Origin of the sequence: Xenorhabdus bakwenae (assembly GCF_030272115.1) — a bacterium.
Taxonomy (GTDB): Bacteria; Pseudomonadota; Gammaproteobacteria; order Enterobacterales; family Enterobacteriaceae; genus Xenorhabdus; species Xenorhabdus bakwenae.
In genome coordinates, this window is sequence record NZ_CP119194.1 from 1596553 (window position 1) to 1621995 (window position 25443).

The 25443-nt window shown below is 45.3% G+C and carries 22 protein-coding genes, 1 pseudogene and 1 other annotated feature; of the genes and pseudogenes, 16 read left to right on the plus strand and 7 right to left on the minus strand.

The window, feature by feature from the left end; genetic code table 11:
* Positions 1-33: 33 nt before the first annotated feature.
* Positions 34-654: a glutathione S-transferase family protein gene (locus tag PXH59_RS08380; protein WP_285811691.1), complete on the plus strand. Its 621-nt coding sequence runs from the start codon at positions 34-36 to the stop codon at positions 652-654.
* Between the two features lie 19 nt (positions 655-673).
* On the opposite strand, the gene PXH59_RS08385 is transcribed toward PXH59_RS08380, so the two are convergent.
* Positions 674-1513: an SDR family oxidoreductase gene (locus PXH59_RS08385; RefSeq protein WP_285811252.1), complete on the minus strand. Its 840-nt coding sequence runs from the start codon at positions 1511-1513 to the stop codon at positions 674-676.
* Positions 1514-1840: 327 nt separating this feature from the next.
* Here PXH59_RS08385 and hisL point away from each other — a divergent pair, with 327 nt between their 5' ends.
* The 9 genes and pseudogenes from hisL to hisIE all read left to right on the plus strand — a co-directional run bounded on the left by hisL (position 1841) and on the right by hisIE (position 9171).
* Positions 1841-1888, plus strand: coding sequence for a his operon leader peptide (gene hisL, locus PXH59_RS08390; RefSeq protein ID WP_285811693.1), 48 nt, complete (start codon positions 1841-1843; stop codon positions 1886-1888).
* Positions 1864-1985, plus strand: a sequence feature (His leader region). (Overlaps the previous gene by 25 nt.)
* A gap of 50 nt (positions 1986-2035) precedes the next feature.
* On the plus strand, positions 2036-2935 hold the full coding sequence (hisG, locus tag PXH59_RS08395; RefSeq protein ID WP_047766980.1) for an ATP phosphoribosyltransferase: 900 nt from the start codon (positions 2036-2038) through the stop codon (positions 2933-2935).
* Between the two features lie 5 nt (positions 2936-2940).
* A pseudogene (hisD, locus tag PXH59_RS08400) lies at positions 2941-4245 on the plus strand (histidinol dehydrogenase); the annotation flags it as partial.
* Entirely contained in the window at positions 4246-5337 is a 1092-nt protein-coding gene (gene hisC, locus PXH59_RS08405) for a histidinol-phosphate transaminase (protein ID WP_434223373.1), read from the plus strand.
* Between the two features lie 23 nt (positions 5338-5360).
* Positions 5361-6428 carry a bifunctional histidinol-phosphatase/imidazoleglycerol-phosphate dehydratase HisB gene (hisB, locus tag PXH59_RS08410; RefSeq protein ID WP_285811258.1) on the plus strand — a complete coding sequence of 356 codons (1068 nt, stop codon included), beginning with the start codon at positions 5361-5363 and terminating at the stop codon, positions 6426-6428.
* A gap of 23 nt (positions 6429-6451) precedes the next feature.
* Positions 6452-7042 (plus strand): imidazole glycerol phosphate synthase subunit HisH, encoded by a 591-nt coding sequence (gene hisH / locus PXH59_RS08415; protein WP_285811696.1) that lies wholly within the window; start codon positions 6452-6454, stop codon positions 7040-7042.
* A 4-nt stretch (positions 7043-7046) separates the two neighbouring features.
* The gene (gene hisA / locus PXH59_RS08420; protein ID WP_285811260.1) at positions 7047-7784 is read left to right on the plus strand and encodes a 1-(5-phosphoribosyl)-5-[(5-phosphoribosylamino)methylideneamino]imidazole-4-carboxamide isomerase; all 738 of its coding nucleotides are present in this window, start codon (positions 7047-7049) and stop codon (positions 7782-7784) included.
* Positions 7766-8542, plus strand: a complete 777-nt coding sequence (hisF, locus tag PXH59_RS08425) for an imidazole glycerol phosphate synthase subunit HisF (RefSeq protein WP_285811262.1) — start codon at positions 7766-7768, stop codon at positions 8540-8542. Before hisA ends, hisF begins: the two co-directional genes overlap by 19 nt.
* Entirely contained in the window at positions 8536-9171 is a 636-nt protein-coding gene (hisIE, locus tag PXH59_RS08430) for a bifunctional phosphoribosyl-AMP cyclohydrolase/phosphoribosyl-ATP diphosphatase HisIE (RefSeq protein ID WP_285811264.1), read from the plus strand. The genes hisF and hisIE overlap by 7 nt, the downstream gene beginning before the upstream one ends.
* 76 nt (positions 9172-9247) lie before the next feature.
* Here hisIE and yiaY read toward each other — a convergent pair whose 3' ends face one another.
* Together yiaY and gnd are read right to left on the minus strand one after the other, a co-directional pair.
* Positions 9248-10399 (minus strand): L-threonine dehydrogenase, encoded by a 1152-nt coding sequence (gene yiaY / locus PXH59_RS08435; protein WP_047766968.1) that lies wholly within the window; start codon positions 10397-10399, stop codon positions 9248-9250.
* 444 nt (positions 10400-10843) lie between these two features.
* Complete coding sequence (gene gnd / locus PXH59_RS08440; RefSeq protein WP_285811267.1) at positions 10844-12250, minus strand: NADP-dependent phosphogluconate dehydrogenase; 1407 nt, start codon at positions 12248-12250, stop codon at positions 10844-10846.
* Between the two features lie 290 nt (positions 12251-12540).
* Here gnd and PXH59_RS08445 point away from each other — a divergent pair, with 290 nt between their 5' ends.
* Positions 12541-14121, plus strand: coding sequence for a TerC family protein (locus PXH59_RS08445; RefSeq protein WP_285811270.1), 1581 nt, complete (start codon positions 12541-12543; stop codon positions 14119-14121).
* A 45-nt stretch (positions 14122-14166) separates the two neighbouring features.
* Here the strand turns inward: PXH59_RS08445 and asmA are convergent, their stop codons facing one another.
* The 4 genes from asmA to apbC all read right to left on the minus strand — a co-directional run bounded on the left by asmA (position 14167) and on the right by apbC (position 18874).
* Positions 14167-16068 (minus strand): outer membrane assembly protein AsmA, encoded by a 1902-nt coding sequence (gene asmA, locus PXH59_RS08450; RefSeq protein WP_285811272.1) that lies wholly within the window; start codon positions 16066-16068, stop codon positions 14167-14169.
* A 63-nt stretch (positions 16069-16131) separates the two neighbouring features.
* A complete protein-coding gene (dcd, locus tag PXH59_RS08455; protein ID WP_047766961.1) occupies positions 16132-16713 on the minus strand; it encodes a dCTP deaminase in 582 nt (193 codons plus the stop codon).
* Positions 16714-16760: 47 nt separating this feature from the next.
* Positions 16761-17402, minus strand: coding sequence for a uridine kinase (gene udk, locus PXH59_RS08460; protein WP_047766959.1), 642 nt, complete (start codon positions 17400-17402; stop codon positions 16761-16763).
* Between the two features lie 359 nt (positions 17403-17761).
* Positions 17762-18874 (minus strand): iron-sulfur cluster carrier protein ApbC, encoded by a 1113-nt coding sequence (gene apbC, locus PXH59_RS08465; protein ID WP_285811273.1) that lies wholly within the window; start codon positions 18872-18874, stop codon positions 17762-17764.
* Positions 18875-19057: 183 nt separating this feature from the next.
* Between apbC and metG the strand changes: the two genes are divergently transcribed.
* The 5 genes from metG (at position 19058) to PXH59_RS08490 (ending at position 25357) form a co-directional block, all read left to right on the plus strand.
* The gene (gene metG / locus PXH59_RS08470) at positions 19058-21085 is read left to right on the plus strand and encodes a methionine--tRNA ligase (RefSeq protein WP_285811274.1); all 2028 of its coding nucleotides are present in this window, start codon (positions 19058-19060) and stop codon (positions 21083-21085) included.
* Positions 21086-21233: 148 nt separating this feature from the next.
* Entirely contained in the window at positions 21234-21731 is a 498-nt protein-coding gene (locus tag PXH59_RS08475) for a CidA/LrgA family protein (RefSeq protein ID WP_285811276.1), read from the plus strand.
* Complete coding sequence (locus PXH59_RS08480) at positions 21725-22420, plus strand: CidB/LrgB family autolysis modulator (protein ID WP_285811278.1); 696 nt, start codon at positions 21725-21727, stop codon at positions 22418-22420. Before PXH59_RS08475 ends, PXH59_RS08480 begins: the two co-directional genes overlap by 7 nt.
* A gap of 192 nt (positions 22421-22612) precedes the next feature.
* Complete coding sequence (cdd, locus tag PXH59_RS08485; protein ID WP_285811280.1) at positions 22613-23497, plus strand: cytidine deaminase; 885 nt, start codon at positions 22613-22615, stop codon at positions 23495-23497.
* Between the two features lie 162 nt (positions 23498-23659).
* The gene (locus PXH59_RS08490; RefSeq protein WP_285811282.1) at positions 23660-25357 is read left to right on the plus strand and encodes an NAD-dependent malic enzyme; all 1698 of its coding nucleotides are present in this window, start codon (positions 23660-23662) and stop codon (positions 25355-25357) included.
* Positions 25358-25443: the final 86 nt, after the last annotated feature.

Consider the following 25443-nt stretch of genomic DNA (forward strand, 5'->3'; position numbering starts at 1 on the left):
ATCGAAAAATGTACTGATCTTAAGGAGCAAATGATGCTGACAATTTGGGGCCGTAAAAATTCATCAAATGTGAAAAAAGTGCTTTGGTGTCTGGAAGAGCTAAATGTGCCGTATCAGCAAATTGATGTTGGTGGCAAATTTGGCAAACTCAACGATCCTGAATACCTGCGTATGAACCCCAATGCAGTTATTCCTTGTTTACAAGAAGACGATTTTATCTTATGGGAATCCAATGCAATTGTTCGTTACATTGCTGCAAAATTTGGTAAAGATAGCCTTTATCCCGCCGATCTCCAAGAAAGGGCCAGCGTTGAAAAATGGATGGATTGGGTAGGCTGCAACCTCTTCGCGCCTATAAAACAATTTGTAATCAGCTTCATTAGAACACCGGCAGATCAACGTGACCCTAAAATTATCGCCCAATCTGTAACTGAAATTGAAAAATGGCTAAAAATTGTCGATGACACCCTCAGCAATCAACAATACCTTGCCGGCGACAAATTTGGTATGGCTGATATCTCTCTGGCTCCGCTGGCTTACTTATGGTTAAACGTAGAAATAGAGCGCCCATCCCTGCCAAACTTAGAACGCTGGTATCAATTACTGACCGAAAGACCCGCTTTCAAAAAGATTGTTATGATAGAAATAAATTGAGATTTTACTTGTTATTTCATTAACTCATTGGCATCCTGCCGGGATCTGGAAACTGATATTCAAACCCTAGTTCCCGACAGATGCGGCTACCATCAACGATTTTCTCTATCTTACTTTCGATTTCTGCACTTTCTGACTGTAAAAACTCTGGCGGTATCAGATCGAGCTGGCGACTGGCTGATTGATAAAATTCAGCTCTTTTCGGGTGTATTGGTGCACACAAATTAAGAAGATGCCCACCTTCCGATCGTTGAATAAGCAGCTTAATGGCAGAAATAGCATCATCTTGATGTACCAAATTGACCGCACTTTCTCCTCCGCTGAGTGCCTTCTTTCCCGCGAGAAAACGCCCAGCATGGCGCTCATTCCCGACCAATCCGGCCAAACGTAAGATATCGACCGATGTATTGGGCAGTTGATGCAGCCAGTTTTCCAGCTCAACCAGTGCCTTGGCTGATTCAGTTTCGGGGGACACGGACTCATCTTCATTGAGATAACCAACCGATGAACCATAAACTGAAGTCGAACTGGTGAAAATAATTCGTGGAATCGAATACGAAAGCGCAGTATCAACAACCAGTTGTACTGCTTTTACATATCCCTTCCCCCCACCAGCAACACCACTAACAGGCAATGTCAAAACCAGTACATCAACAGACATCAGTTGATCAAGATCATCCGCATCGCAAACAATCTGAGGCTCTAAATTGAGCTGGTAACAATCTACGCCACACATACAAGCCGCTTCAACACCATCTGGTGTTGTTTTACTACCAACTACCTGCATTCCTCCGCTTTGGAGTGCTTGTGCCAATGGCATTCCTAACCACCCTAATCCAATAATGGAAACTTTTCTCACCCCATCCTCCCAAAAGCAATGCCATTTTGATTCTTAGGCCATTATATAACCACGGCTAACATTACTCATATATTCGTTTAATAGCAACCAAACACATTTTACTTTAAAAACAATATGTTATTAAGAAATGAATATCCTCTTTAAAATAAAGTTTGCTTTTTATACACAAAATCGTATAGGTTAAACAACAAGCAACCCATCCCTAGTCACAAACATAACGTTACGTACAGCCATTATTCAGTACAGCATATTTTTGTATAAAACTTTTTATAAAAAACAACTTTTTGTAAAAAACAACTTTGTAGAAAAAATAGAGAACGCGTATATATGAACCGTATTCAATTTAACCATCGCCACCATCATCATCCTGACTAGTCTTTCAGGCTGCTGTGTGCTGGAAGACATTTAACCCGTCTTCCGGTGGTACGAATACGATAAAAACCCTCGGAAGATTTTCCGGGGGTTTTTTGTTTCTGATTGTTAGGAATTAATTACTGACTGAATCTTGAGATAGGACAAAACATGCTAGATAAAACACGTTTACGTATAGCCATTCAAAAATCAGGCCGCCTGAGTGATGATTCCAGAACATTACTGGCAAGTTGCGGCATCAAAATTAACTTACAGCAACAACGCCTCATCGCGTTCGCTGAAAATATGCCTATCGACATTCTGCGTGTCCGTGATGATGATATTCCGGGCCTTGTGATGGATGGGGTTGTCGATCTGGGCATTATTGGGGAAAACGTGCTTGAAGAAGAGCTACTGACCCGCCAGGCACAAGGAGAAGATCCTCGCTATCTCATATTGCGCCGACTCGATTTTGGCGATTGTCGGCTTTCCCTAGCAATGCCTTTTGATTGCGATTATACCAATGTGGAATGCCTGCAAGATGCCCGTATCGCCACCTCTTACCCGCACTTATTGAAACGTTATTTAGACCAAAAAGGCATTCTCTTCAAATCTTGTCTTCTCAATGGTTCAGTCGAAGTTGCCCCCCGTGCCGGGCTTGCAGACGCTATCTGTGATTTAGTCTCCACAGGAGCCACGTTGGAAGCCAATGGTTTGCGGGAAGTTGAGGTTATTTATCGGTCAAAAGCCTGTTTGATTCAACGTGATGGCGAGATAGCAGAAGCCAAACAACAGCTTATTGACAAATTGATGCTCCGCATCCAAGGCGTCATTCAGGCACGAGAATCCAAATACATCATGCTGCATGCTCCCAACGACAAATTGGAAGAGATTATATCCCTGCTACCAGGCGCAGAACGTCCCACTATCTTGCCGCTGGCAGGGGCACAAAATCGCGTAGCCATGCATATGGTCAGTAGTGAAACTCTGTTCTGGGAAACGATGGAAAAACTCAAGGCATTAGGTGCCAGCTCTATTCTGGTTTTGCCCATTGAAAAAATGATGGAGTAACCTTGATGAACGCTAATTTTAACACCATCATTCGCTGGCAATCATGTACGCCAGAACAACAAAAAATATTGCTGACCCGTCCAGCTATTGCTGCGTCCGACGATATTGCCGGTACAGTAAAACAGATTCTGGCAACCGTAAAAACTCGCGGCGATCAAGCATTAAAAGAGTTCTGCCAACGTTTCGATAAAACCACTGTTGAAACCATCCAGATTTCTGCCAATGAGGTAAAGGCAGCGGTCACTCGCCTGACGCCTGAAATCAAGCAGGCGATGCAACAGGCTATGAATAATATCCGTCAATTCCACGAAGCACAAAAACCGGCAGAAGTTGATATCGAAACACTGCCAGGGGTTCGCTGCCAACAAGTGACGCGTCCAATAGATTCAGTTGGACTCTATATTCCCGGCGGCTCTGTTCCCCTGCCCTCAACGGTACTGATGTTAGGTACACCCGCCAACATTGCCGGTTGCCGTAACGTTATCTTGTGTTCCCCCCCTATTGCCGATGAAATACTCTATGCTGCACAACTATGTGGGATCAGCGAAATATTTCAAATCGGTGGTGCTCAGGCGATTGCCGCAATGGCATTCGGCACAGAATCCGTTGCCAAAGTTGACAAAATTTTTGGTCCCGGAAATGCATGGGTAACAGAGGCCAAACGTCAGGTCAGCCAACAGATTGACGGCACGGCAATCGATATGCCCGCAGGCCCGTCCGAAGTATTGGTTATTGCTGACAGCGGAGCCAATCCCGTATTTACGGCAGCAGACCTGCTTTCACAAGCAGAACACGGTCCCGATTCCCAAGTGATACTGCTAACTCCCGATGAAAATTTAGCTAAAAAAGTTATCCATGAAATTGAAACCCAACTCATCGCTTTGCCACGCCAGCAGATCGCAATCCAGGCCTTGCAAGCCAGCCGGATAATTATTACGCAAGATCTCGACCAGTGCGTCGCAATCAGCAACCTATATGGTCCAGAACACTTGATCCTCCAAACTCGTCAGCCTGAACAACTCCTTGAGCAGATTACCAACGCCGGTTCTATTTTTCTTGGTGACTGGTCGCCTGAATCCGCCGGAGATTATGCTTCCGGCACCAATCACGTTCTGCCTACCTATGGCTATACTTCAACCTATTCCAGTCTCGGCCTGGCTGATTTCCTGAAAAGAATGACCGTCCAGCGGATCACACCGCAAGGATTAAAAAAACTCGCCCCCACTATCGAAACACTGGCACAAGCAGAACAGCTTATCGGGCACAAAAATGCTATTACGTTACGTATGGCTGCTTTGAACGGAACAATCATGAGTACAGTTTTTGATATCAATTCATTGGCAAGAGAAAACGTTCGCAAATTAGTCCCTTATATGTCTGCCCGCCGTCTGGGTGGTTGTGGTGATATTTGGTTAAATGCGAATGAATACCCCATCGCACCTGATTTCCAACTCACCGAAAATACACTCAATCGCTATCCTGAATGCCAACCAACAACCGTCATTCAACGTTATGCCGATTATGCTGGCCTGCAACCGGAGCAAGTTCTTGTCAGCCGCGGAGCCGATGAATCTATCGAACTGCTGATCCGCGTTTTCTGCGAGCCAGGGCGCGATGCGGTCCTGTTTTGCCCACCAACCTATGGTATGTACAGTGTTAGCGCCGAAACCTTCGGCGTAGAACAGAAAAAAATTCCTGCCAGCGCCGACTGGCAACCAGATATTGCCGCTATCAAAAATAATCTGGATCGCGTCAAGCTTATCTATATCTGTAGCCCCAACAATCCGACAGGCAACCTGATTGATCCTGTGGCATTACGCCAGATCCTTGAATTAGCCCGTAACCGTGCCATTGTTGCTATTGATGAGGCCTACATCGAATTTTGCCCACAACACACAACGACCCATGCTACCACCCGTTGGCTACAAGACTATCCTCACTTAGTTATTTTGCGAACCCTCTCGAAAGCTTTTGCTTTGGCTGGATTACGTTGTGGATTTACGCTGGCCTCTGCCGATATCATCGCACTGATGCTAAAAGTGATTGCTCCTTATCCATTGGCGACGCCTGTTGCTGATATCGCGGCACAAGCACTCACTAAAGCAGGCATTGCAACAATGAGAAATCGTGTAGCAGAGATCGCCAACAATCGGGCTTATCTCCAGCAAGCCCTCAGTAAACTGGCGTTGGTTGAAAACGTATTTCCAAGCGAAACCAACTATATTTTGGTGAAATTTACCGATGCAGAGCTTGTATTTAAAACGCTATGGGAACAAGGGATCATCCTGCGTGACCAGCGTAAACAACCAGGATTAACGAATTGTCTGCGCATTACCGTCGGCAACCGGAATGAATGTGAACAGTTGGTTCGTGCCATTAGTGCGCTTTCCGACCAACCTTAACAAATCAAGGAAACAGAAAACCCATGAGTCAGAAAATGCTTTTTATTGACCGCGATGGAACATTAATCACCGAACCACTCAGTGATTATCAAGTTGATCGCCTTGATAAATTGGCTTTTGAAGCTGGAGTAATCCCTGCCTTACTCGCCCTGCAAAAGGCCGATTATAAATTAGTGATGATCACTAATCAGGACGGGTTAGGTACGGCTAGTTTTCCACAAGCGGATTTTGAGCCACCTCATGCCTTGATGATGCAGGTTTTCACTTCACAAGGTCTCCATTTTGAAGAGGTCCTGATTTGCCCACACAAACCACAAGATAACTGTCACTGCCGTAAACCCAAACTTGGGTTGGTACAAAAATATCTGGCAGACAATGTCATTGATACTGACAACAGTTATGTCATCGGCGATCGGGAAACCGATCTACAATTAGCCCAGAATATGGGGATCAGAGGCATTCGCTACCAGCCCGAATCACTGGGATGGTCGGTCATTTGCGAACAACTGATCCGTAAAGATCGCCATGCTCATGTCGAACGAAAAACCAAAGAAACCGCTATCGATATTGAAATTTGGCTGGATCGTGAAGGAGGAAGTCGCATCAATACGGGCGTTGGTTTTTTCGATCATATGTTAGATCAAATCGCAACTCACGGCGGCTTCCGCATGAATATCCAGGTCAAGGGTGATCTCTATATTGACGATCATCATACTGTTGAAGATACCGGTCTCGCACTGGGAGAAGCTTTAAAGCAGGCATTGGGGGATAAACGCGGCATTGCCAGATTTGGTTTTATGTTGCCAATGGATGAATGCCTTGCTCGCTGTGCTCTGGATATTTCCGGGCGCCCACATCTTGAATATAAAGCTGAATTTAAACACCAACGAGTTGGCGATTTGAGTACAGAAATGATCGAACATTTTTTCCGTTCTCTCTCTTACACAATGGGATGCACCTTACACTTGAAAACTAAAGGCAAAAATGATCACCATCGGGCAGAAAGCCTGTTTAAAGTCTTTGGCCGAACTTTACGCCAAGCTATTCGCGTAGAGGGCAAAATCTTACCAAGTTCCAAAGGTGTTTTATAGGAAAGGCGATAAAGGAAGCTATGATGAACGTTGTTATTCTAGATACAGGCTGCGCTAACCTCGCTTCTGTTACCTATGCCATCCGTCGGTTAGGTTATGAACCCACGGTGAGTTTAGACGCGGATATTGTTCAAACAGCCGATAAACTATTTCTGCCGGGGGTAGGTACGGCGACTGCCGCGATGAAACAACTTGAACAACGACAATTAATTCCCTTGATTAATGCTCTTACCCAGCCCGTATTAGGTATCTGTCTCGGTATGCAATTGCTGGCGCGTGTCAGTGAGGAAGGAGATAATATCCCTCTATTGCAGCTCATTGACGCACCAGTCAAAAAAATGATGACTGCAGATTTGCCATTGCCACATATGGGCTGGAATCAGGTGAAAGCGTTGACAGATAATCCACTGTTTCGCTCTATCGCAAATAATTCCCGTTTCTATTTTGTTCACAGTTATGCCCTGCCTGTCGGTGAATATACGACTGCCCAAACTGAATATGGCAATACATTTAGCAGCGCCATTGCAAAAAACAATTTCTTTGGTGTGCAATTCCACCCTGAACGTTCAGGGGCAGCAGGCGCACAATTATTAACAAACTTTTTGGAGATGTAAGCGCATGATTATACCCGCATTAGATTTAATTGATGGCAATGTGGTGCGTTTGCATCAGGGAAATTATAACCAACGCCGGGATTATGGCAGCTCTCCGCTCTCACGCTTACAGCAATATGAACAGGAAGGCGCTAAATTACTGCATTTAGTAGACTTGACGGGTGCCAAAGATCCTGCCAAACGCCAAATTACACTCTTAAAAGAGCTACTGGCAGGCGTTACTGTTCCCGTTCAAGTTGGCGGAGGTATTCGTTCAGAGGCAGATATAACAACCTTGCTTGAAGCAGGTGCAAGCCGGGTTGTCATTGGTTCCACGGCAATTACACAGCCTGAATTAATCAAACAATGGTTGCAAAACTACGGGGCAGAAGCCATTGTGCTGGCATTGGATGTTCGTATCAATGCAGATGGGGTAAAACAAGTCGCTGTTAGTGGTTGGCAAGAAAACAGCAACGCTACCCTTGAGTACGTCATTGAGCAGTATCTCCCTGTCGGACTCAAACATGTTTTATGCACCGATATTTCCCGCGACGGCACATTAAGCGGCTCCAATATTGCGCTCTATCAGGAAATCAGCCAGCAATATCCGCAAATCCAATTTCAGGCTTCCGGCGGCATTGGCAGTCTCACCGATATCTCTCCCCTGCCTGCTTCTGGTGTGACAGGAGTCATTGTCGGACGCGCACTACTGGAAGGAAAATTTACCCTAACGGAGGCTATCCAATGTTGGCAAAACGCATAATTCCATGTCTGGATGTCCGTGATGGACACGTCGTTAAAGGCGTACAATTCCGCAACCATGAGATTATTGGCGATATTGTTCCCCTCGCCCAGCGCTATGCTCAGGAAGGGGCGGATGAGTTGGTATTTTACGATATTACCGCCTCTTCCGATGGCCGGGTGGTAGATAAAAGCTGGGTGGCGAAAGTCGCTGAAGTTATCGATATCCCTTTCTGCGTAGCGGGTGGTATTAAAACCGTGGAAGAAGCAGGGCAAATTTTAGCATTCGGTGCAGATAAAATTTCCATCAACTCCCCAGCCTTGGCTGATCCAGACCTGATTAACCGTCTGGCTGATCGCTACGGTGTCCAATGTGTCGTCGTGGGCATTGATACGTGGTTTGATGAGGATACTCATCACTATCAGGTTTACCAATTTACCGGAGATGAAAGACGTACAGCTGCAACCCGTTGGCAGACATTGGATTGGATCAAAGAAGTGCAACAACGCGGCGCGGGTGAAATCGTCCTGAATATGATGAATCAGGATGGGGTTCGTAATGGCTATGATCTCACGCAACTGAAATTAGTGCGTGGTGTCTGTTCTGTACCATTAATTGCTTCTGGAGGGGCCGGAACACCAGAACATTTCCTTGATGCTTTCCGGCTTGCAAATGTTGATGGAGCTTTGGCTGCCTCTGTTTTTCACAAACAGATCATTAACATCAGTGAACTCAAACAATATCTTGCCACACAGGGCATCGAGGTTAGGACATGTTGACAACACAGCAATTAACAACACAAGAAATTGAGAAACTGGATTGGGAAAAAGTGGATAATCTGATGCCCGTCATCGTCCAACATGCCATCTCCGGAACCGTGTTAATGCTGGGCTATATGGATCAGGATGCACTGAATATCACGCTCAATTCTGGCAAAGTGACCTTTTTTTCCCGCACTAAACAACGATTGTGGACAAAAGGCGAAAGCTCCGGCCACTTCCTGAATCTGGTCGGTATCTATCCCGACTGTGATAACGATACTCTGCTAGCCCTGGTCGATCCTACTGGTCCTACCTGCCATAAAGGTAATGAGAGCTGTTTTGCTCCCGCACAAACCGAATGGGGCTTTCTCTATGAATTGGAACAATTACTGGCAAGCCGAAAAAATGCCTCAGCAGACAGTTCCTATACCGCTCGCTTATATGCCAGTGGCACAAAACGCATCGCCCAAAAAGTTGGCGAAGAAGGCGTCGAAACCGCATTAGCCGCTACAGTTAATGATCGGGAAGAATTAACCAACGAAGCCGCAGATTTGCTCTATCATCTGCTGGTTCTACTCCAGGATCAAAAACTCGATCTCAGTAGTATCATCCGTCAATTGCGGAAACGACATTCAGCCAAAAAGTAATTTCCGATGCAAGAATTGAGATTAACCGCCACTTCGTCAACAAACACATAAACGAAGTGGCTTTTACTCACTGGAGCTACATTGCTGCCTTAAAGATAGTAATGATTTCTTCATGTGACGCTTGAATTGGGTTAGTAAATCCGCAGGCATCTTTCAATGCATTGGTTGCCAGTATTGGTAAATCTTCCTCTTTTACGTTCAACGCTGACAAACCTGACGGAATATTCACATCTTTTGCCAATTCACTGATTGCCTGAATACAAGCCTTAGCCCCTTGAGCATCACTTAAAGCACCAACTTCAACGCCCATAGCCGCCGCAATCTCTTTCAGGCGTGTGGCAGAAACTTTTGCATTGAAGCGCTGCACGTGTGGCAGTAAGACCGCATTACAAACACCATGGGGCAAATCATAAAATCCCCCTAGCTGGTGTGCCATCGCATGGACATAGCCCAAGGACGCATTATTGAATGCCATACCTGCCAAAAACTGGGCATAAGCCATATTCTCACGCGCTTCCATGTCATTGCCATCTTCAACAGCACGACGCAGATAATGGCTGATCATGGTTACCGCTTTCAACGCGCAGGCATCAGTAATCGGGTTTGCCGCCGTAGAGACATAAGCCTCAATAGCATGAGTCAATGCATCCATCCCCGTCGCGGCAGTCAATCCTTTCGGCATCCCCGCCATCAATGTAGAATCATTAACTGACAAAATAGGCGTTACATTTTTATCCACAATTGCCATTTTGATATGACGCTCAACATCCGTAATAATACAAAAGCGTGTCATTTCAGAAGCCGTACCCGCAGTCGTATTGATGGCAATCAAAGGTAACTGTGGTTTAGCTGAACGATCGACGCCTTCATAATCACGAATGTCTCCACCATTAGCTGCCACCAACGCAATACCTTTTGCACAGTCATGCGGTGAACCACCACCTAAAGAGATCACACAATCACAGTTATGCTGGCGCAGAACCTGCAAACCTTCTCCAACATTAATCGTAGTCGGGTTTGGATTTGTACCATCATAAATTGCACTTTTTATTCCAACATCCGCCAGTAACGCCTGCACTTTTCCAACAACACCAATCTCGTTTAGCACGCGGTCAGTGACAATTAGAGCTTGTCCGTAGCCATAATTTTTTATTAATTCAACGGCTTCAGCCATACATCCCATACCGATTTTATTCACAGGCGGGATAAAGAAAGTTGATGCTGCCATTTGAAACTCCTTAGATTTTTCGGAAGTATTCCAAATATCAAGGTGAGAGAATTGATTTACAATGTGACACTGATCTCTCTCAGTAATTTTGATCAAAATCAATATTTGCCTATGCAGGAAGGAAAAAATAGGTATCAGTTTACCTTAAGTTTATACAGGAGAATATTTTGCTATAATTTAACCAGACGAAAATAGGTGACTATTATATGAATAATATTTTTGTTCTGGTAATAATCAGCCTTGCTATCCTCGTTACCGCGACATTTCTTTATCTTCATGATGCAGAGATAGCACATTGGTTGGAGAGATTTGCCCAACGATTGCTTAAGTGGCAACCTCCAGATTGATACTTTACTTTTACTTCACGTCATTCCACCAAAAAGGTGCTGAAAACTCAGCACCTTAACTTTGGCAATAGTTATATCTTATAAAGATATCTAATGATTAGTCCAACCACTCAGTATGGAAAACACCTTCTTTATCAGTACGCTTGTAAGTGTGCGCACCAAAATAATCACGCTGTGCCTGAATCAGGTTAGCCGGCAAGACAGCGGAACGATAGCTGTCATAATAAGAGATGGCAGCGGAGAATGTTGGCGTTGGGATACCATTCTGCACACCGTAAGAAACAACATCACGCAGCGCTTGCTGATATTCATCTGCGATTTGTTTGAAGTAAGGGGCTAAAAGCAGGTTAGCAATCGCTGGGTTTTCATTGTATGCATCGGTGATTTTTTGCAGGAATTGCGCACGAATAATACAGCCCGCACGGAAGATCTTGGCAATCTCGCCGTAGTTCAGATCCCAGTTGTGCTCATCTGAGGCGGCCTTCAACTGCTGAAACCCTTGCGCGTAAGAAACAATCTTACCCAGGTACAGGGCGCGACGGACTTTCTCAATAAACGCCGCCTTATCTCCGTTAAATGGCAGAACTTCCGGGCCTGACAATACCTTAGATGCGGCTACGCGCTGATCTTTCAGGGAAGAAATGTAGCGGGCAAAGACAGATTCGGTAATAAGTGTTACCGGAATACCCAGATCCAGCGAGCTTTGGCTGGTCCATTTACCCGTGCCTTTGTTGGCCGCTTCATCCAGAATCACATCAACCAAATATTTTCCGTCTTCATCTTGCTTACGGAAAATATCAGCAGTAATTTCGATCAAGTAGCTGCTTAGCTCCCCCTGATTCCAATCACTGAACACTTCAGCCAGCGCCTGATTGCTCAGGTCCAATGAATTTTTCAACAGAGAATAGGCTTCTGCAATCAATTGCATATCACCATATTCAATGCCATTGTGAACCATCTTCACATAATGGCCTGCACCATCTGCACCGATATAAGTCACACAAGGCTCACCATCAACTTGAGCAGCGATCTCTTTTAGAATGGGGGCCACCAACTCATAAGCTTCTTTCTGACCACCCGGCATAATTGAAGGGCCTTTCAATGCCCCTTCTTCACCACCAGAAACACCCGTGCCGATAAAATTAATGCCCTGAGCGGACAACTCACGGTTACGGCGAATAGTATCCTGAAAATAGGTGTTGCCGCCATCGATCAGAATGTCGCCCTTATCCAAATGTGGCATCAGTGATGCTATGGTTTTATCCGTAGCTTCACCCGCCTTAACCATCAACAGAATACGACGTGGCTTTTCCAGCGAACCGACAAACGCTTCAATGGAATAACTTGGAACTAATTTTTTCCCTGGATTTTCAGCAATAACTTCATCTGTTTTATCGCTGGAGCGGTTAAAAATAGAAACAGAGTAACCACGGCTTTCAATATTCAACGCCAGGTTGCGCCCCATTACCGCCATACCGACAACACCGATCTGCTGTTTGGACATGAATAACTCCCGTCTAATAATGACTGCCGCCCACCCAAGATGTCATACGTAATACCCTGTGTAATACATTCCGTATGCAACAAAACAGAGTGGGCAATTTGTTAATGAGGTCACATGTTAACTCAGGAATGGACATCGGCGGTAGTTATTGATGCAATCGATATCGTCATGACGTTTTTTTGCCGAAAAAATTTCCAACTGAGATAAATCAGCTATTGATATTTCGCATTTCAGTACGCATTATTTAATAGTCGGCAAGTGCCGACCCACTAAAAGGCAAAACGAATTATATGGAATGGATCGCTGATCCGACGATATGGGCAGGTCTGGCCACACTTATCGTTTTAGAAATTGTTCTCGGAATAGACAACTTAATATTCATTGCCATTCTGGCAGATAAACTACCTGAAAAAGAGAGAGACAAAGCTCGCCTGACAGGGCTTTCCTGCGCCCTTCTTATGAGGATATTGCTGCTATTTAGCTTATCCTGGCTCATTTCCCTGACAAATCCCCTGGTGATTTTATGGGAACATCCTTTCAGTGCCCGTGATTTAATTATGCTGACAGGAGGGATCTTCTTGCTGTTCAAAGCGACAATGGAATTAAATGAACGGTTAGAAGGAGAAATGCTGCATACCAGTCAACAACGCAAAGGGGCTAGCTTCTGGGCGGTTGTTGTGCAAATTATCGTCTTAGATGCCGTATTCTCTCTGGATTCTGTTATCACTGCTGTAGGAATGGTCAATCATATTGGTATCATGATGGCTGCGGTAACCATTGCCATGATCCTGATGATATGGGCCAGCAAGCCACTGACAAAATTTGTCAATGCGCACCCCACCATCGTGATCCTGTGTCTTAGTTTCTTGCTAATGATCGGCTTTAGCCTGGTTGCAGAAGGCTTTGGCTACCCGATTCCGAAAGGCTATCTCTATGCTGCCATCGGCTTCTCCATCATGATTGAGGCACTGAATCTGTTCGCTCAGTTCAATCGCCGTAAGTTCCTGAGCGCGTCCCGTTCCCTGCGCGAAAGAACCGCAGAAGCTGTTCTGCACATTTTAAATGGCAAACGTGAAAACGCTGCGTTGGATAACCATACTTCTGACCTGATTGCAGATCATGCAGATAATAACGAACTCTTTGAGCCTCAGGAACGCCAGATGATTGCCCGCGTTCTCAGCATGGCACAACGTACCGTCAGTAGCATCATGACTTCACGCCATGATGTGATTTATCTTGATGTCCATTCCCCTGCTGAAAAGTTAACCGCGCTACTGGAGCAAAAACCACACACGCGAATTGTGGTCACCGATGAACAGAGTGGTGACGAACCGCTTGGCGTTGTACATGTGATTGATATCCTTAATCAACAACTGATGCAAAATACTTTCGATTTAAGGAAGTTAGTTCAGCAACCGTTAATTTTCCCGGAATCGCTTTCTTTACTACAGGCGTTGGAACAATTCCGTAAGGCACAAACCCATTTTGCCTTTGTCGTCGATGAATTCGGTTCTGTCGAAGGGGTGGTTACCGTCACCGATGTGATGGAAACGATTACAGGTAATCTCCCTGTAGGTAGCGGAGAGCTCGACGCTCGCCATGATATTCAGGTTATGGAAGAAGGATATTGGATTGCCAATGGATTTATGCCCCTGGAAGATTTGGTGCTTTATGTGCCGCTGCCATTGGATGAAAAACGGGAATACCAAACACTGGCTGGCTTGTTGATGGAGCATTTGCAACGCATCCCACAACAAGGTGAGCAATTGAAGATTAGTGACTATCTGTTTGAAGCGCTGGAAATCACCAGTCATCGCATCAATAAAGTGAAAATTACTCCACTGACCGTTGAAGAAACGGCAGAAATATAACTCACGATATTAAAACGATATCACTACTGAGAAAAAACCATAAGTTCAGTAAATCAGGTGATCGCCGAAGCGATCACCTATTTTTTTATTCAGTAGACCTTCCAGCGCCTTAAGGTTTTCATTGTCGCTGTTATTTTCGAGCCAATCTTTGATCGATTTTTTGGCCTTCTGCTGTAATTCATCACGCAACATGGGTTCTACATTCAACGCATATTGCAGATTGTGCCAGTCACCATAAACCCGCAGTGGAATCTGTAACTGCGCCAAACGACGCACCAATTCGTTCTGCTTACCCCATCCATTGGTTAATTGCACCCATAATGAAACATCGGTGTTCTGTTTCAATAAATTGGCTGTCCCCTGACCTTGAATATTGAACATGCCTGAAGTTGCAGCAAGTTCACTGATTTTAACCTCACCGCGCTCCAATTGGGCTTTCACTGACATATTTTTAGCTTCGGTGAAATCATTTGTATTTGTAGGTTGGCTGACTTGATCTGTTGCCCGTGCAAAAGATTGTTGAATAAGCTGAGGAATATTCAATCCTTCCAGACGTGCGTTTTTTAGCTCGATACTCAAATCACCTTGCCAATAATGAGAAATAGCGTACTCATCGTAACCTTCTCCCAAAAGATCACCGTCAACATGAAGCTGGCCGCTGAATATCGATGGCAATGCCAATGCAGTTAACAAAGGTTGTATCTCAATTCCCTGTAAGAGTGGCTTTGTGTGTAGTTTTGCAGGAACAACCGTGGCATCAATTGAAGTCGGCAGCGCAAAATGCCCACCAAACACGTTGCCACTTAGTTTTGTGATTTCCGTCAGGCCACTGTTATTAATAGTTTGCAAGTCAAAATGGTCAATATCCATACCCTGATAAACGAATTTATCTGCCGTCAATGAGATATCAGCATCAAACCCTTGCAAAAAGGTAAGGTCATAGTTAGACAATGCCGAAACCGATGTTGCAATCACCGGTTTTAAGGAATTATTTTCAACCCGATAATCATACTTTGCCTGCGGCGTATTTTTCGGTAAGGCATCCCACCCCAACACGTTATCCAAATTGAATTTTGGCGAACTCAATTTGATAGCATATTGCGGTTTATCTTGCAAAACGGCAGTAATATTCCCTTTCAGCTCATTCCCATCATTCATCGTCAATGCCATTTTTTGCAATGCAATCGATTCAGGTGCAGCCTGATATTTCACTATGGCACTGCCCGTTCCCTGAATACCCGCCGATGGTAACCCCATTCCCTGTAATTGGTATTCAAAGGAATTCATGTCGGCCGATAGCTGCTGTGGATAATCAGAGATATCTACCGACGAATTGAGTTTAAGTGACAGCTCTTGCTGATTTTTATTGATTTTACTGCGCAGACTAAGTCTCACGTGATTTTGATCACTTCGTTCCAGCAATAAATTGAGATCACGGACATTTAATTGGGAATTTTTATTGGGTTGCCAGATCAGTAGGCCATCTACTAACCTGATTCTGGCAATGTCCAGTTTCCAATTCTGGCTGCCCGTGATGGCGGGATAATGAATATCACTTTCCGGCGCAATCGGGGCTTCTGGCTGCTTTTTCGGCTGACTATCCGGTGTGAATCGCAAAACAGCCCCTTTCAACATCACCTCTTTGACTGAGAGTTGATGAGACAGCAGTGGCAGCAACTCCACATCCAGACGCATATTTTCGGCCACAATAGTCGGTATCCTAGCATTCTCAGCAGTCAAAGAGATCTCACCGGTCAGAATGCTTAATTTGGGCCAAACATGCCAGCGCAAGTCATCCCGCAACACGAGCTGGTAGCCACTCTTCTTTTGTACTTGTTTGACTATATAGCCACGAAAATCATTTGGATTAACCAGCATAACCAATGCCATCAGGCCAGCCACAATGACTACCAACAAAATAATGAGTGTCGTCAACAACCTTTTCATGACTTCCCCAGTCTCATGTTCACAAGAAGACTATTTTCACCAGAAGGCTTTTACCAGAAAAGATTAATCCTCACTGATTCGGCTACCTACGGCTCCCTGCTGATTTTTATATTTAGCATCCTGACGTCGGTTATAAGGTCGTTCAGCAGAGCCAGAAAGCGGTTCAAAACTCAATGCACCTATTACCATACCAGGACGCAAGGCTAAAGGCAGTTTGCCTGAATTGTAGAATTCCAGGACAATTTGTCCCTGCCAGCCTGGATCAATACGATGCGCAGTAACATGAACCATCAAACCAAGACGAGCCAAAGATGAGCGACCATCCAACCAACCGACTAAATTATCAGGCAGTGTGACAGATTCCAGCGTTACTGCCAAAGCCAATTCGCCAGGATGGAGGAAAAAGGCTTCTCCCGCCGGCAACGTAATTTCATCGCTCATGACACGGTCAAGTGCCGCATTGACTTCTGCCTTAGGTCCACTCAAATCAATATAAGCGGCAGTATGACCACGAAAAACACGAAACTGATTCCCAAGGCGCACATCAGCCGTTGCCCCATTAATGCGTTCTACAGGGGGACGAGGGGTAATTACCAGCTTACCTTCATCTAGCCATTTAATAATGTCACGGTCACAGAGTCGCATTATTTCCTCTCAAATACGATGATACTGATGAATACCTGGATAACAGATTATTCGCAAAATTGGCCAATCTTGGCTTTTAAGATATCAATGGCCACGCGGTTTTTTCCACCACGAGGCACAATAATATCGGCATATTGTTTCGATGGCTCGATAAATTGCAGGTACATTGGACGCACCGTTCTCTTGTACTGCTCTATCACGGAATCCAATGAACGTCCGCGTTCATTCACATCACGTTTAATACGGCGCATCAGACAAATATCCAGTGGCGTATCGACAAAAATGGAAAAGTCCAGTTCTTGGCGTAAGCGCTTATCTGTTAATAGTAGGATACCTTCGAGGATAATAACTCTTTTCGGTTCAAAATGAATGGCTTCAGGTTTGCGGGTGTGCTCAACGTAGTCATATTGTGGCAATTCAATGGATTTTCCGGCTTTCAATGCCTGAAGATGCTCGAGTAGCAAATCGTGATCCATAGAATTTGGGTGATCATAATTAACTTTATGACGCTCTTCCATCGGGGTATCCGTTTGATCTTTATAATAACAATCTTCTGGAATAACGCCGATATTGTGATCACCAACCTGAGCCCGTAATTCTCGATAAAGTGTGCTGGAAATAAGGCTTTTGCCTGAGGCGGAGGCACCTGAAATACCTACGATTGTACACTTATGTGCTTCATCAGCCATACTAAAAATAACCTGGTTAAATAAAGAAAAAAATAAAGCGGGAATATGGTATTTGCTAACACCATGTTTGGCGGATTATAGGGAGTAAATGGCTTCTATTCCAGAGTAAACAGAATAAGTCTCGTTTTTTTCGATACGCTTCGCATAAAAATCCCGCAATTTTATGCCCTGATGGAAAATATTCTGCAAATAATTTTCACAAAAATGTGCAACCGGATCTCGGATGATAAGGTGTTATATTGCGGTAGAAAATAGAGAAAACATTGAGTACTGGTCAATGACTCTGTACCCATTGAGCCATTGACCAACTTTTTCTACTCAACCGCTCAACCGCTGTTACACACAGTTAAACTCATTAATCAAACTGCACGAAAAGAAATTTCAGTCGGGATTTTTTCGCCCTGCCAATACATCTTGGCAGAAATATTGGCAGCAATTTCACGATAAATATCGGCAAATTCACTGTCAGGCTGGCTGCTTACCGTCGGTTCACCCCGATCGAGATCTTCGCGCAGTGAAATATGCAGCGGGATCTGCCCCAGTAATTGGCAATGATATTTTTCTGCCAGTTTTGCCGCCCCACCCGTGCCGAAAATGGACTCATGATGGCCGCAGTTACTGCAAATGTGGATGCTCATATTCTCAACAACACCCAACACAGGCACATTGACTTTCTGAAACATGACGATGCCTTTCATCGCATCGATCAGGGCAATATCTTGTGGGGTTGTGATAACCAACGCGCCTGTCACCGGAATATTCTGGGACAAGGTTAGCTGGATATCGCCTGTTCCTGGCGGCATATCAATCACCAGATAATCCAGATCCGGCCACAGCGTATCTTGCAGCATCTGCATCAAGGCCTTGCTTGCCATCGGGCCACGCCATACCATCGCGTTATCATCGGTAACAAGGTAACCGATGGAGTTGGTTGCCATGCTGTGAACCATAATTGGTGCCATATGCTGTCCATCAGGGGAAGTCGGGCGCTCTTTGGCTGTACCAAGCATATTGGGAATGGATGGCCCATAAATATCTGCATCCAAAATGCCCACTTTTGCGCCTTCCTGTGCCAGCGCCAGCGCCAGATTCACCGCTGTGCTGGATTTCCCTACGCCGCCTTTCCCTGAACTGACTGCCACGATATTGCGCACGCCATTAACACCCGGCAGATTATTGGCACGACGCAATGTGCTGATATTGTGGGTTAATCGCCATTCAACGGATTTTGCTCCCGTCGCGGATTGCAAGCGTTGAGTGGTTTCTTTCTTTAATATTTCGAAGGCGCGTTTCCAGACAAACGGCATGGTTAATTCAATATGCAGTATCCCATCCAGCATAGTGCAATGGTGTAATGCTTTCAGGGCAATCAAATCTTGCTCTAAGGTCACATGTTTGAATGTTGCTAATATCTTTGCAACATGTTTTTTCAGCAGGTCAGGATTGGTCTGCTCCGGGGATTGTGAGTTCATCCCAGCTCCTTTTGATTTATCTTTCTCAAACCTAAAACTGTTCAGCCATCATAACAGAAGCTAACCACTTCGGATAAAGGTAACCCGTAAAAGTGACGAAGATCTCGCGTTACCCTAGCAGCAACGCGCCTTATCAGGTAACATCAAAAACCCTTTTCACTTTACGGAAGTCTGATCCTAACTATGTCTCAAGTCGCGAACAAATTATTGGTGACCTGTGCGTTACCTTATGCTAACGGTCCAATTCATCTCGGTCATATTCTGGAACACATTCAGGCTGATATTTGGGTTCGTTATCATCGAATGCGCGGCAAAGAGGTTCACTTTGTCTGTGCCGACGATGCCCACGGTACACCAATTATGCTGAAAGCACAGCAGAGTGGCATTTCTCCAGAAGAGATGATTGCCAAGGTGAGCCTAGAGCATCAGCAGGATTTTGCCGGTTTTGCCATCAGCTATGATAATTACCACTCTACGCACAGCGAAGAGAACAGAGTTCTTGCCTCCCAAATTTATCTGGAACTAAAAAAGAACGGTTACATTAAAAACCGGACAATTTCTCAATTATTTGATCCAGAAAAAAGTATGTTCCTGCCAGACCGTTTCGTCAAAGGTGCCTGCCCGAAATGTAAGGCAGAAGATCAGTACGGCGATAACTGTGAAGTTTGCGGAACCACCTATTCCCCAACGGAATTGCTTAATCCTCGTTCTGTTGTCTCCGGCGCAACACCAGAAATGCGTGATACAGAGCATTTCTTCTTCGATCTGCCTGCTTTCAGCGATATGCTGCAAAAATGGACGCGTTCCGGCACCTTGCAGGAGCAAGTGGCTAATAAAATGCAGGAGTGGTTCGAAGCGGGGCTGCAACAATGGGATATTACCCGTGATTCACCTTATTTTGGTTTTGAGATCCCCGATCAGCCCGGTAAATATTTCTATGTCTGGCTGGATGCCCCAATTGGTTATATGGGTTCGTTCCAGAATCTGTGTGATAAACGTGATGACCTGAATTTCGATGAGTTCTGGGCAAAAGATTCCAAAACCGATCTCTACCATTTTATTGGCAAAGACATCGTTTATTTCCACAGTCTGTTCTGGCCAGCCATGTTGGAAGGCTGTAACTACCGTAAGCCAACCAACCTGTTTGTCCACGGTTATATCACGGTTAACGGCACTAAGATGTCCAAGTCCCGTGGCACCTTCATCAAGGCCAGTACTTATCTGAAACACCTGGATGCAGACTGCCTGCGCTATTATTACGCGGCAAAACTCTCTTCCCGCATTGACGATATTGATCTGAATCTGGAAGATTTTGTTCAGCGTGTAAACAGCGATGTCGTTAACAAAGTGGTTAACCTTGCTTCACGCAATGCGGGCTTTATCAACAAGCGCTTTGGCGGCAAACTGGCGGAGCAACTCGCTGATCCTGCGCTATACCAGAAATTCGTCGATGCTGCACAGGGCATTGCAGACGATTTTACCAATCGTGAATTCGGCAAGGCGATCCGTGAAATGATGGCACTGGCCGATCTGGCTAACCGCTATGTTGATGAACAAGCCCCGTGGATTGTGGCGAAACAAGAAGGCCGTGATGCTGATCTGCAAGCAATCTGTTCAATGGGAATTAACCTGTTCCGCGTGCTGATGACTTACCTGAAACCTGTACTCCCGGCTTTGGCCACACGGGCAGAAGCCTTCCTGAATACTGAACTGACTTGGGATGGCATCCAGCAACCTTTGTTGAACCATGATGTTTCACCATTCAAGGCGCTGTTCAACCGCATCGAAATGGCGAAAATTGAAGCCATAGTTGCTGATTCAAAAGAGAGCATCGAGCCACAACAAACTGTAACAGGCCCGCTGGCAGATGATCCCATTCAGGACACCATTGCATTTGATGACTTTGCCAAGGTTGACCTGCGGATCGCCCTGATCAAACAGGCTGATTTTGTCGAAGGTTCAGATAAGTTACTGAAACTCACACTTGATCTCGGTGGTGAAACTCGCCAAGTCTTCTCTGGTATTCGTTCAGCCTATCCTGATCCCAAGGCGCTGGAAAACCGTCTGACAGTGATGGTTGCCAACCTTGCTCCACGCAAGATGCGCTTCGGTATTTCAGAAGGTATGGTGATGGCAGCAGGTCCTGGTGGAAAAGACATTTTCCTGTTAAGCCCAGACAGCGGTGCCCAACCCGGTATGCAGGTTAAATGATAGTGGCATATTTTTAATAAATATCATTAATTATCAATTAGATAACAAAGCGGGTTCCAAAAAAGACCCGCTTTTTAATGTGATGTATGGCACATTTATAATGTTAGTCGTATGATAAAAACCTCGTTATATTGAGGAATTATTGATTATGTCTTTCCAAAATGTGCTGATAACAGGTTGGCAATACCTGCGCGCATTCGCGTTGCTTTATTTGTGCCTGATCGTGGGGAATATCATTTCGGCACAACTTCCTTTCTCTCTCCCCGGCAGTATTATTGGCTTACTTCTCTTGTTTGGCTTACTCGCATCCCAAATTATTCCCTCACATTGGGTAAAACCAGGCTGTAGCCTGTTGATGAAACACATGACACTGCTCTTTTTGCCCATCGGGGTGGGGATCATGGATTATTACCCACAACTTAGCCAACAAATGCTCCCTATTCTCCTTTCTTGTATCGTTAGCACAGTGATTGTTATGGTCGTTGTTGCTTATAGTTCCCACTATATTCATCGTGAACGTGTCATTATCAGTGCTCGGCAAATGGAGACTAGCCAGACTGGTACTAAGCAGCAAGAACCCATCTCAACCCCCACAAATCCATCACAACCGTTATCACAAGAACCGGAAGAGAAAGAAAAATGTTAAGCCATATCTGGTGGTCACTACCATTAACTCTGATTGTATTTTACGGCGCTAAAAAACTGTCAGTACGACTCAAACTGCCGATATTTAATCCGTTACTGATCTCAATGGCCGTTATCATTCCTCTGCTGTTGCTGACGCATACTCCTTACAAACACTATTTTGCCGGCAGCCGGATACTGAACGATGTGCTGCAACCTGCCGTTGTTGCACTGGCTTTTCCGCTGTATGAACAGCTACATCAAATCCGTGCCCAGTGGAAATCTATTATTAGTATCTGTTTTGTCGGCAGCATTGTCGCCATGGTTACGGGGACTGCCATCGCATTATGGGCAGGGGCTACACCGCAAATTGCGGCCTCTGTGCTCCCCAAATCCGTGACGACCCCAATCGCTATGGCTGTAGCCGATTCCATTGGCGGTATTCCCGCCATTAGTGCAGCTTGTGTCATTATGGTAGGGATTTTGGGGGCTATCTTTGGTCACAATCTATTTAACGCCCTGAAAATAAAAACCCCGTCGGCACGAGGGTTGGCAATGGGTACAGCATCTCATGCGGTGGGAACGGCTCGCTGTGCAGAAATGGATTATATTGAAGGGGCATACAGCTCACTGGCCTTAATGACCTGCGGCATTATTACCTCACTGATTGCCCCTTTTCTATTTCCCGTATTGCTGCATCTGTTTGGCTAATCATTTTTTGGGTTACGGGTTACAAAATCGTAGCAAGAAAGTAAACAAATCCAACAAAATAGCAAAAATTTGATATAGGTTAATAAAATGATATCTTGTTTACACGAATTTCATTAATTATATGCTATTTATCACATTGCAAACCTGAACAGACGTCCTAGAATGACCTTCAATTAATTTGGAGATCATTCTATGCAAGTTCGTTTTCACGCTATCTGGGCAAAAATCACACCTGAACTGCAAAAAGCCCTCTTACCTTATATTGGCAATGACGATTTTCCCGCCATGCTGACCGCAGAGCAAGCGGCGTCAATTAAACAGCTCTGCGGATCAGACGATCAGGCGCTGGCATTAGCCTTATTACCACTTGCCGCAGCCTATTCCCGTGCGCCTATTTCCCATTTTTATGTTGGCGCAATTGTCCGGGGAGAAAGTGGCAATCTCTATTTCGGTGCCAATATGGAATTCGCTGGGGTTCCATTACAGCAAACTATCCATGCAGAACAATCCGCCATCACGCACGCCTGGTTGCGTGGTGAGAAAAAGTTGGTTGCCATCACCGTCAACTATTCACCTTGTGGCCATTGTCGACAATTTATGAATGAACTGAATAGTGGAACACAATTGGAAGTTTGCCTCCCCAGCCGGCCACCATTGACTCTGGCCGATTACCTGCCAGAAGCCTTTGGCCCGCGCGATTTAGCCGACACACCATTGTTGCTGGATGAGGTTAATCACGGCCATCAGTTAGCTAGCAGTGACGAATTGGTGCAGGCAGCACTGGATGCAGCGAACCGTAGCCATGCGCCTTATAGCCAATCCCATGCAGGCATTGCCCTACAAGATGAACAAGGGAAAGTTTATACCGGCCGTTATGCAGAAAATGCGGCATTCAACCCAAGCTTACCACCATTACAGGCAGCTCTGATTTTCATGAATATGGCAGATGGCGATTGTCAATCCATCAAGCGAGCCGTTTTGGTGGAAAGCGAAAATAGCCATTTATCACAATGGAATGCGACAGAATGCACATTAACGGCTCTCGGCTGTACAAAAGCAGAACGGTATACATTTTGAAATGTGTATCATCCAATAACATTTTATTAGCCAATTCTGTATGTTATCTCTCATTTTTGCTCATGATAATCATATCTAAGTAACATTTACTGTACTTATTGTTTTTATCTTCTTAGGATCTATAGCCGATTTTGTTATTGATAAGTTCAAAGAGTAAGCATCATGGAACTGGAACACGAAAGTAAACGTCCTCTCTATATTCCCTACGCTGGCCCTATCTTGTTGGAATTTCCTCTGCTGAATAAAGGCAGTGCCTTTACAGAAGAAGAACGTAGTCATTTCAATTTACACGGCTTATTGCCGCAGGCCGTTGAAACAATAGAAGAGCAGGCCGAACGCGCCTACCGCCAATATTGCGATTTCAAATACGATATCGATAGACACATTTATTTAAGGAATATTCAGGACACCAACGAAACGCTGTTCTATCGTCTCCTTGATGCCCACTTAAGCGAAATGATGCCTATTATCTACACGCCAACTGTTGGTGAAGCGTGTGAACACTTTTCTGATATTTACCGCCGTGCCCGTGGCTTGTTTATCTCCTACCCAAACCGGGCTTACATTGATGATATGCTGCAAAATGCCACCAAGCAGAATGTAAAAGTTATCGTTGTTACCGATGGTGAGCGCATTCTTGGTCTGGGTGATCAGGGGATCGGCGGCATGGGTATTCCTATCGGTAAACTGTCGCTGTATACCTCCTGTGGCGGGATCAGCCCTGCTTATACCCTGCCTGTGGTTCTGGATGTAGGAACCAATAACCCACAGCGCCTCAATGACCCTCTGTATATGGGCTGGCGTCATCCACGCATTACAGGCAAAGAGTACGATGAATTTGTCGATGAGTTTATTCAGGCTGTGAAACGTCGCTGGCCTAATGTACTGCTGCAATTTGAAGATTTTGCCCAGAACAACGCCATGCCGCTGTTGAACCGCTATCGCGATGAGCTTTGCTGCTTCAATGATGACATCCAGGGCACCGCAGCGGTTGCTTTAGGTAGCCTGATTGCCGCCAGCCGGGCCGCCGGCCGCCAGTTGAAAGACCAGACCGTGGCATTCCTCGGTGCCGGCTCTGCGGGCTGTGGTATTGCAGAGCAGATCATTGCCCAAATGAAATCTGAAGGATTGAGTGATGAACAAGCTCGTGCCCGCGTGTTTATGGTTGACCGCTTTGGCCTCCTCACTGACAAGCTGCCAAACTTACTGGATTTCCAAAGTGCATTGGTACAGAAAAGCACCGTCTTGCAATCGTGGGATATCACCCGCGATTCTCTCTCATTGATGGACGTGGTTCGCAATGCCAAACCTACGGTTCTGATTGGTGTTTCTGGTCAATCTGGTCTATTTACCGAAGGGATCATCCGTGAAATGCACAAACATTGTGAACGTCCTATCGTGATGCCGCTGTCCAACCCAACATCACGAGTGGAAGCTCGCCCGGAAGACATCATCAACTGGACGGAAGGCAAAGCATTGGTCGCTACAGGAAGTCCGTTTGCACCAGTAAAATATGACGGTCAGGAATATCCAATCGCACAATGCAACAACTCCTATATCTTCCCGGGGATCGGCTTAGGTGTTATCGCTGCCGGTGCCAAACGTGTTACCGATGATATGTTGATGGCGGCCAGCCGCGCATTAGCGGATTGTTCACCGCTGGCGCAAACAGGCTCAGGCCCATTGTTGCCACTGATTGATGACATCCAGGGTGTTTCCCGCAAAATAGCCAAAGAAGTAGCAAAAAAAGCCCAAATTCAAGGCGTAGCGATTGTTACATCGGAAGATGCGTTGGATGAAGCGATTGAGCGCAATTTCTGGAAACCAGAATATCGCGTGTATAAACGCACTTCATTCTGATATTGGTAATAAATAAGCCTGCTAATAATATTGGCAGGCTTGAAAAGTAATCAAATAATAATCTGGTCAGATAAATCATAAATAAT

What these genes read in the sequence shown, in the direction of transcription:
- hisF (WP_285811262.1), top strand. Translation starts at nt 7,766, where the DNA reads ATGTTGGCAAAACGCATAATTCCATGTCTGGATGTCCGTGATGGACAC.
- metG (WP_285811274.1), top strand. Translation starts at nt 19,058, where the DNA reads ATGTCTCAAGTCGCGAACAAATTATTGGTGACCTGTGCGTTACCTTAT.
- hisIE (WP_285811264.1), top strand. Translation starts at nt 8,536, where the DNA reads ATGTTGACAACACAGCAATTAACAACACAAGAAATTGAGAAACTGGAT.
- apbC (WP_285811273.1), bottom strand. Translation starts at nt 18,874, where the DNA reads ATGAACTCACAATCCCCGGAGCAGACCAATCCTGACCTGCTGAAAAAA.
- yiaY (WP_047766968.1), bottom strand. Translation starts at nt 10,399, where the DNA reads ATGGCAGCATCAACTTTCTTTATCCCGCCTGTGAATAAAATCGGTATG.
- PXH59_RS08445 (WP_285811270.1), top strand. Translation starts at nt 12,541, where the DNA reads ATGGAATGGATCGCTGATCCGACGATATGGGCAGGTCTGGCCACACTT.
- PXH59_RS08480 (WP_285811278.1), top strand. Translation starts at nt 21,725, where the DNA reads ATGTTAAGCCATATCTGGTGGTCACTACCATTAACTCTGATTGTATTT.
- hisH (WP_285811696.1), top strand. Translation starts at nt 6,452, where the DNA reads ATGAACGTTGTTATTCTAGATACAGGCTGCGCTAACCTCGCTTCTGTT.
- PXH59_RS08490 (WP_285811282.1), top strand. Translation starts at nt 23,660, where the DNA reads ATGGAACTGGAACACGAAAGTAAACGTCCTCTCTATATTCCCTACGCT.
- hisA (WP_285811260.1), top strand. Translation starts at nt 7,047, where the DNA reads ATGATTATACCCGCATTAGATTTAATTGATGGCAATGTGGTGCGTTTG.
- cdd (WP_285811280.1), top strand. Translation starts at nt 22,613, where the DNA reads ATGCAAGTTCGTTTTCACGCTATCTGGGCAAAAATCACACCTGAACTG.
- hisG (WP_047766980.1), top strand. Translation starts at nt 2,036, where the DNA reads ATGCTAGATAAAACACGTTTACGTATAGCCATTCAAAAATCAGGCCGC.
- hisB (WP_285811258.1), top strand. Translation starts at nt 5,361, where the DNA reads ATGAGTCAGAAAATGCTTTTTATTGACCGCGATGGAACATTAATCACC.
- hisC (WP_434223373.1), top strand. Translation starts at nt 4,246, where the DNA reads ATGAGTACAGTTTTTGATATCAATTCATTGGCAAGAGAAAACGTTCGC.
- PXH59_RS08380 (WP_285811691.1), top strand. Translation starts at nt 34, where the DNA reads ATGCTGACAATTTGGGGCCGTAAAAATTCATCAAATGTGAAAAAAGTG.
- asmA (WP_285811272.1), bottom strand. Translation starts at nt 16,068, where the DNA reads ATGAAAAGGTTGTTGACGACACTCATTATTTTGTTGGTAGTCATTGTG.
- udk (WP_047766959.1), bottom strand. Translation starts at nt 17,402, where the DNA reads ATGGCTGATGAAGCACATAAGTGTACAATCGTAGGTATTTCAGGTGCC.
- dcd (WP_047766961.1), bottom strand. Translation starts at nt 16,713, where the DNA reads ATGCGACTCTGTGACCGTGACATTATTAAATGGCTAGATGAAGGTAAG.
- PXH59_RS08475 (WP_285811276.1), top strand. Translation starts at nt 21,234, where the DNA reads ATGTCTTTCCAAAATGTGCTGATAACAGGTTGGCAATACCTGCGCGCA.
- gnd (WP_285811267.1), bottom strand. Translation starts at nt 12,250, where the DNA reads ATGTCCAAACAGCAGATCGGTGTTGTCGGTATGGCGGTAATGGGGCGC.